The sequence below is a fragment of the Methylophaga lonarensis MPL genome (genome assembly GCF_000349205.1).
GTDB lineage: Bacteria > Pseudomonadota > Gammaproteobacteria > Nitrosococcales > Methylophagaceae > Methylophaga > Methylophaga lonarensis.
In genome coordinates this window covers 42,245-49,287 of the sequence record NZ_APHR01000009.1, presented here as the reverse complement: position 1 = coordinate 49,287, position 7,043 = coordinate 42,245, and the positions used below count along the sequence as shown (strand labels likewise).

Below are 7,043 nucleotides of genomic sequence, written 5' to 3'. Positions count from 1 at the left end.
CAACACTTGATAGAAAATCTCAATCAAGGCAGTCACCAGCGCCGTCAGAGTGATGGAACAAAGTCAGCAACCACAACCGAGAGTCAGCATAACGTCTCCGCCGCCATTGAAGCGCTGCAACATATCGCCGAACAGATCAGTGGCATTAATGATCTCAACACACAAATTGCGACCGCTGTTGAGGAACAGAGCGCAGTCAGTGAAGACATCAACAGAAATATTGTTCACATCAGTGATCGAGCAGGTCATGCCATCTCAGGTGCAAGTCAGGCCAATGACGCGGCACTGGCGTTGTCGAGACAATCTCATCAATTGGCAGACATGATCGAACGTTTCAAGCAAGAATCCTGACCGGCAAAAAGTTCATTTTCAGTTAAGCTTGCCTTTGTATACTGATAGCGTGGTCAAGACCTGACCAGAGCTTCGTGAGGCACTCATGTCAAAATTAAAATGTGGTCGATGTTTGAGCATTATCCTGCTCAGCACAGGATTAATGATGGCCATGCCTGGAACACTGGCACTGGCCGATATCGACCATCGTGCCGCCCGCGAACTCCGCCTCTCGGGTAAAATTCTGCCACTGGAACGCATCATTGAAGTCGTACGTGAAGTCAAAACTGGCATCATCATTGAAACCGAGCTGGAGTTCGAGAAAGGCCGCTACATCTATGAAGTTGAAATACTTGATGATGACGGCCTGGTCTGGGAAATTGAACTGGATGCCGCCACCGCTGAAATCCTCAAAATCGAACTGGATGACTGATTATGAGAATCCTGCTGGTTGAAGATGATCCACATCTCGGACCTGCACTGCAGACTTCACTTACGGAAGCTGGTTACGCCGTTGACCTGAGCGCTGATGGAGTCGATGCCGAAGCGTTGGGCGATATTGAGCCTATGATCTTGCTGTGCTGGACTTGGGCCTGCCGGAAAGAGCTGGTATTGAAGTCCTGCGAAACTGGCGGCAACGGGGGAATCGTCTGCCGGTGATCATTCTGACCGCTCGCAGCAGCTGGGAAGAAAAAGTCAGTGGCTTCAAAGCGGGTGCAGATGACTATCTCGCCAAACCTTTTCAAATTGAAGAGTTATTGGCAAGAATCAATGCAGTGCTAAAACGTGCTGTCGGTCTCAACACTGGTCCACTGCAATGCAGTGGCCTGTTACTCAATGAAGATACCCAACGCGTTACGCTGCCAGATCAAAGCGAAGAGGAACTCACCGCAACCGAGTTCAAACTGTTACGCTATCTGATGATGCATCCAGGACAGATTGTTTCCAAACAAACCCTGACAGAACATGTCTATGAGTACGACGCTGATCGCGACAGCAACGTGATTGAAGTCTATATCAACCGGTTACGCCACAAAATTGGCGCGACGCTTATACAGACACGCCGAGGTCAGGGCTATGTTTTGGTCGAGGACATAGAGTGACTTCATTGAAGCATCGATTGTCTTTCGGTCTGACTGCCACCATTGCAGTCTTACTATTCATACAATGGGCGCTGATCAGCTACTTCGTTGGTCAGATGAATGAAGATCAGTTGCTGGATCGAATGCAGCGTGAAGCAGAAAGCCTTCTGGCCAGCATCGAAATTGATGCCAGTGGTGAAATGAAACTGGATCCGCGGCGTATGAGTAGCGTCTACATGACGCCTTTTTCCGGTCATTACTACACCGTTTGCGCAAATCTTCAATGCCAGCAGTCACGTTCTCTGTGGGACCACAATTTCAGTCTGAATCTGCTGAGACCGGGTGAGCGCATTAACCACTACACAACTGGCCCGGAGGAACAGAGACTGCTGACACTAACCATGGGCTTTCGCAAACAAGGTCAGCAATTGACTATCGCCATCGCCGAAGATACTAGTGCTCTTCAAGCACAACTATCACAGTTTCAGCTCCAGTTCTCATTATTGTCTGCGGTAGGGTTGTTACTTTTACTGTTAATTCAATGGTGGTTGGTGCGTAATGCATTGCAACCGCTTGGCAGCGTTCAGGAAGATTTGACTCGGCTTGAGCGAGGCGAAATCGACCAGATCAGTACCGATGCTCCCGATGAAATTCAGCCAATGATCAGCGAGCTGAATCAGCTTTTGCACAGTCTGACCCGCAAGAATCGTCGCTCCCGCGAGGCACTGGGCAATCTGGCTCATGCCCTTAAAACCAGATTGGCCTTGATCAATCAAATCGCTGATCGCCCAGAAATACGCGTCAATCGGGAACTGCAGGATACCATCTACAATGCCAGTAGCGCGATTGGACAAATTATCGAGCGTGAATTAAAACGTGCGCGACTGCTGGGGGCACCATTACCGGGACAGCGTGTCGCACTAAGGCAGGAGCTGACAGAGTTGACCGAAACATTGCGTCAACTCTATCTGGAAAAGGCCATTCAGTTTCATATCACGATTGCCAGCGAAGCAAAGTTCTATGGTGACAGAGAAGATCTACTGGAAATGCTGGGCAATCTTCTGGATAACGCCTGCAAATGGTGTGAACAAGAAGTAAAAATAACCATTACCGCTGACAAAGGTGTGCAGTTCATTATTGAAGACGACGGCGCCGGATGCTCTGCTGAACATCTTCATTCCATCACTCGTCGCGGCTTCAGGGCCGATGAAACACGCCCCGGCAGCGGTTTGGGGCTGGCGATTGTCTATGACATAGTAGATAGTTACGATGGTGTGTTGCTGTTTGATGCCTCAGCGATGGGGGGCTTGAAAGTCATTGTCAGACTTCCGGAGCGATACAGCCGCTAGGCGATGGAAAAGCCGTTCGACGATTGTCAGGAATCATGGGAATTCCTGACATCATAAGCGGTCAGTCCATTGTGGCCGTAAAACGAAAGTTACCATGGTTAAAGTTTGATCCAGTTATCTCTGCTGGCTGGCTCAACAGCGCTGTTGAGCATCTCCCGACAATCAAGACACAGATCCCGCTATAGCGATAACCGAACCAACACGATTTACAGGTTCGATTAAAAGCGAATACTATGTCCATACAATTCACAGGCTATCTTTATGCAACTAACCACACACACTGACTATGCGTTGCGTCTGTTGGTATATCTGGCAATCAAGGATGGTGAACAAACAGCCACGATTCACGAGGCTGCTGAACGCTACAATATCTCAGCCAATCACCTTGCCAAGGTCGTTCAAATGCTGGTCCAGCAGGGGTATGTAAAAAGTCAGCGTGGTAGAGGAGGCGGCCTGTCCCTGGCTAAACCCAGTCACGAGATCAATATCGGTGCGCTGATCCGTAAAACTGAAAACCTGCAACTGCTGAGCTGTTTTTCTGAACCTGCCAGTTGCCCGATTACGCCCGCCTGTGTTCTTAAACACGCGCTGGGAAAGGCTCAAACCGCTTTTCTTGAAGTGCTGGATCAATATCATTTGACCGATCTTGTCACCAACAGAAACAAGCTCCGGGAATTGATGAAGGTCAGCTGATGACCCTTGAGCTCGTCAAAGCATGGCGGCAACAACAACGTGAACAGCTGATTCGTGTCCGCCAGCAATTGAGCCTGCCACAACGACAAGCCTGGCAACGAAACTGCCACAAAACACTATCAGACGTGTTTGCCGGTTTGCCGGTAAGCACACTGGGGTTTTACTGGCCCATTCGTGCAGAGCCGGATTGCCGTGATTTTGTTGCCAAATGCAGTGAACTTGGCTGGAAAACGGCACTGCCGGTGATTCAAACCGCCCATCAAGCCCTGATATTCAGGCTCTGGACACCGGATAGCCCGATGGAAAATGGCCCGTGGGATATTCCCATCCCGAAATCTGGCGACATCATAGAACCCGATGTGCTGCTCATTCCCTTGGTTGGCTTTGATGCCGCAGGCTATCGCCTGGGTTATGGCGGTGGATTTTATGATCGGACACTGGCAAGTCGTCAGCCCAAACCGCTGAGTATCGGTCTGGGAATTGAAAGTAGTTTTCTGGACAGTATTCACCCACAGCCGCATGATATTCGGCTGGATATAATTATTACCGAGGCCGGTTTACGAGACTTTCGTCAGTAACACAGCGCCCGACAGAGCAACAGGAAATGGCCTATGATCCAACGAAGGACTGCTCTCCAAGGTACTGAACACAGCTTTCTGATGCTGAGTATGTTGCTGGTGCTGGGCGTTTTTGTCACAGACATGCTGACTCCACTGGGCTTTGCACATGGCATTTTGTACAGCCCAATACTGCTGCTGGCAGCCCGAAGCCAACATTTCTGGCAACTCGACATCTGCTTTTACAGTGCACTGTTGTTGATATGGACAGCCTTTGTCGCGCTGCCAGTGGATGCTCAAACCAACGCTTCGATGATCTACATCATTGGCAATCGTATCCTGTCCTCAATCGCCCTGGTTGCCGTGTTTATGCTGTGCCGTCAGGCCATGAAACGACGTCAGCAGTTGCTCCGTCAACAACAGCAATTACAGCAGGCACAAGAACTGGCCCACCTGGGTTACTGGCAATTCAACCCTCAAGATCAAATGTTTGAACTGAACACGCTGGCCATGTCGATCCTGGAGTGCGACAGCCCTCAACTCAGTTTTAAACACTTCACCCAACTGTTTTGCAATCAAAGTCAGATCAGACTCGAACAAGCGCTTGCTGATTGCCTTTTACAACAAGACCGTTTTGATGTGGAACTTTTGCTGACCACCAAAGACGGTACCAACAAATGGCTGCGCCTTGCCGCTCAACTTGATGTAGCGGAATCAGGATCAGTACACGGCACCTTGCTGGATATCAGCTCATCACGCACTGCAGAAATTATTGCAGATGAAGCTGAAAATCGACTGCATTACCTGCTGGATAACTTCCAGGTATTTGTCTGGACCGCCACACCAGATGGTTCACTGGATTATGTTTCAAACACCGTGTCACGCCTGACGGGTAAGGATACTGAGTTCATTCTGGATAACTGGCTGACATTTCTCGCACCGGAAGACCAGCAAGCCACAGCAGAGCGCTGGCAGTATTCACTGACAACCGGCACCCCCTATGCCACTGAATTTCGGCTGCGCAACGAGGACGGCCGTTATATCTGGCACCAGGTCAAGGCTAACCCGTCGCGGGACAGTGATGGCAATATCGTTAAGTGGTTTGGTTCAGCGATGGACATTGATGCCATCAAAAAACTCCAGCAACATTCCGAAGCACTGGCACGGCAACTGCAAAACACACTTGAGAGCATTACAGATGGATTTTTCAGTCTGGATCATGAGCTCAGGTTCGCTTATGTCAATGAGCAGGCCGCCAGCATGCTTGGTCATCCCAAAAAAGCCTTGCTAAAAAATGTTCGCTGGCAAGACTGTATGATTGACGATGAGGCGTTTCTGCCAGCGTTCAATCGAACACTGGCTGAGCAAAGCGTTGAAGAATTTGAAGCGTTTCTCCCCAGTGCCCAACTATGGCTGGCCATCAAAACCTATCCTTCTGCTGAAGGCCTGACCGTCTACTTGCGAAATATCACTCGGCAGCGACAAGAACAGGAAGAGTTGAAGCTATTACGTAGCGCTATCTCTCAACTCAACGATATCGTGATGATCACCAAAGCCACATCCATCGATCCTCCTGGCCCCGAAATTATTTTTGTTAATGAAGCATTCGAACGAATCACAGGTTTTAGCCATCGCGAGGTCATAGGTCAAAGTCCTCGGTTACTGCAAGGCCCCAAAACTGAGCGGGCTGAATTGGATCGTATTCGCCATGCGCTGGAAAACTGGCAGCCGGTTCGCGCTCGCCTGACCGATTACACCAAAGACAAGCGCGAGTTGATGCTTGAGCTGAACATTGTGCCAATCATTGATGCTGATGGCGTGCCTACTCATTGGGTCTCAGTGGAACGGGATATTACTGAGGAAGTTCAGCTACAACAGCAACTGTTTCAAAGCCAGCGCATGGAAGCAATTGGCCAACTCACTGGTGGCATTGCCCACGATTTCAACAATCTGCTGACCGTCGTCAGCGGTAATAGCGAGGTGTTGCTGGAGCTATTGGACCAACAGCCGCAATTGCATGAGATGGTGAAACTTATTGCCCAAGCCGCAGACCGTGGTGCCAAACTGACGCAAAGCCTGCTTGCCTATGCCCGTAAACAACCATTATCACCCCAATCAACCGACATCAGACAACTGGTTCAACACAGCGCCGATCTACTCCGCAGCTCAATAGGTTCGACAGTTTCACTCAAACTGGAACTTCCTGAGCAGACCTGGCCGGTGATGATTGATCCGGTACAACTCGAGAGTAGCTTGCTCAATCTGTGCCTGAATGCTCGGGCCGCTATGCCAGGGGGAGGGCAACTGTCAATTGCCACCGAAAACATCCAGCGGCACTCAGACAACCACCGCACTTTACCGGCTCTGACTCCAGGAGATTATGTCTGTCTCTCGGTATCAGATACCGGACAAGGCATAGATAAAAAACATATCGATAAAATTTTTGAACCTTTCTTCACCACCAAGGCTGTGGGTGAGGGAACAGGACTCGGGCTTAGCATGGTTTACGGCTTTGTTCGTCAATCCGGTGGTCATATCAGTGTGCAATCAAGTCCCGGCCAAGGCAGTGTTTTCAAACTTTATCTGCCCCGTGCCAGGTATCTGCCGACTACTGCTGTCAGCGACAAAATGACGGTTAATGCATCGAGAGCAGTGATTTTGTTAGTAGAAGATGATTCGATGGTCAGAAATTTTGCCAGTCACCAACTGGAATCCGCTGGACATAAGGTCATTAGCACGGCTGATGCCACCGAGGCGCTGCAACTGCTCAAGAGCCATTCAGATATTGAGCTGGTGTTCACCGACTTGCAAATGCCCGGCCAAATAAATGGTTTACAGTTGGTGCAAACCCTCCAGCAAACAAGACCGGACTTGCCGGTTTTGCTGACTACCGGATTCAACAACACTTCTGTTGGAGCGGAACTGAGTAGTTTCAGCCACTATCGAATGCTCAAAAAACCCTATTCAAGAGATACTCTGCTAGGTACAGTGTCAGAGCTACTTACTTCAGTAACAGATAGCCAAGGCTGAGC

General features: G+C 49.7%; 6 protein-coding genes and 1 pseudogene. All 7 read left to right on the top strand.

The annotated features are described in order from the left end of the window. Window positions 1-351, top strand: a pseudogene (locus MPL1_RS02035) (hypothetical protein); the annotation flags it as partial. 85 nt (window positions 352-436) lie between these two features. After that, complete coding sequence (locus MPL1_RS02030) at window positions 437-763, top strand: PepSY domain-containing protein (RefSeq protein WP_051056968.1); 327 nt, start codon at window positions 437-439, stop codon at window positions 761-763. 145 nt (window positions 764-908) lie between these two features. Further along, a complete protein-coding gene (locus tag MPL1_RS02025; RefSeq protein ID WP_456085315.1) occupies window positions 909-1,433 on the top strand; it encodes a response regulator transcription factor in 525 nt (174 codons plus the stop codon). Then, window positions 1,430-2,761, top strand: a complete 1,332-nt coding sequence (locus tag MPL1_RS02020; RefSeq protein WP_009725463.1) for a sensor histidine kinase — start codon at window positions 1,430-1,432, stop codon at window positions 2,759-2,761. Before MPL1_RS02025 ends, MPL1_RS02020 begins: the two co-directional genes overlap by 4 nt. Window positions 2,762-3,022: 261 nt before the next feature. Beyond that, entirely contained in the window at window positions 3,023-3,454 is a 432-nt protein-coding gene (locus MPL1_RS02015) for an RrF2 family transcriptional regulator (RefSeq protein ID WP_009725462.1), read from the top strand. Further along, complete coding sequence (locus MPL1_RS02010; protein ID WP_009725461.1) at window positions 3,454-4,032, top strand: 5-formyltetrahydrofolate cyclo-ligase; 579 nt, start codon at window positions 3,454-3,456, stop codon at window positions 4,030-4,032. Before MPL1_RS02015 ends, MPL1_RS02010 begins: the two co-directional genes overlap by 1 nt. A gap of 33 nt (window positions 4,033-4,065) precedes the next feature. Further along, window positions 4,066-7,041, top strand: a complete 2,976-nt coding sequence (locus tag MPL1_RS02005) for a hybrid sensor histidine kinase/response regulator (RefSeq protein WP_009725460.1) — start codon at window positions 4,066-4,068, stop codon at window positions 7,039-7,041. Window positions 7,042-7,043 lie beyond the last annotated feature (2 nt).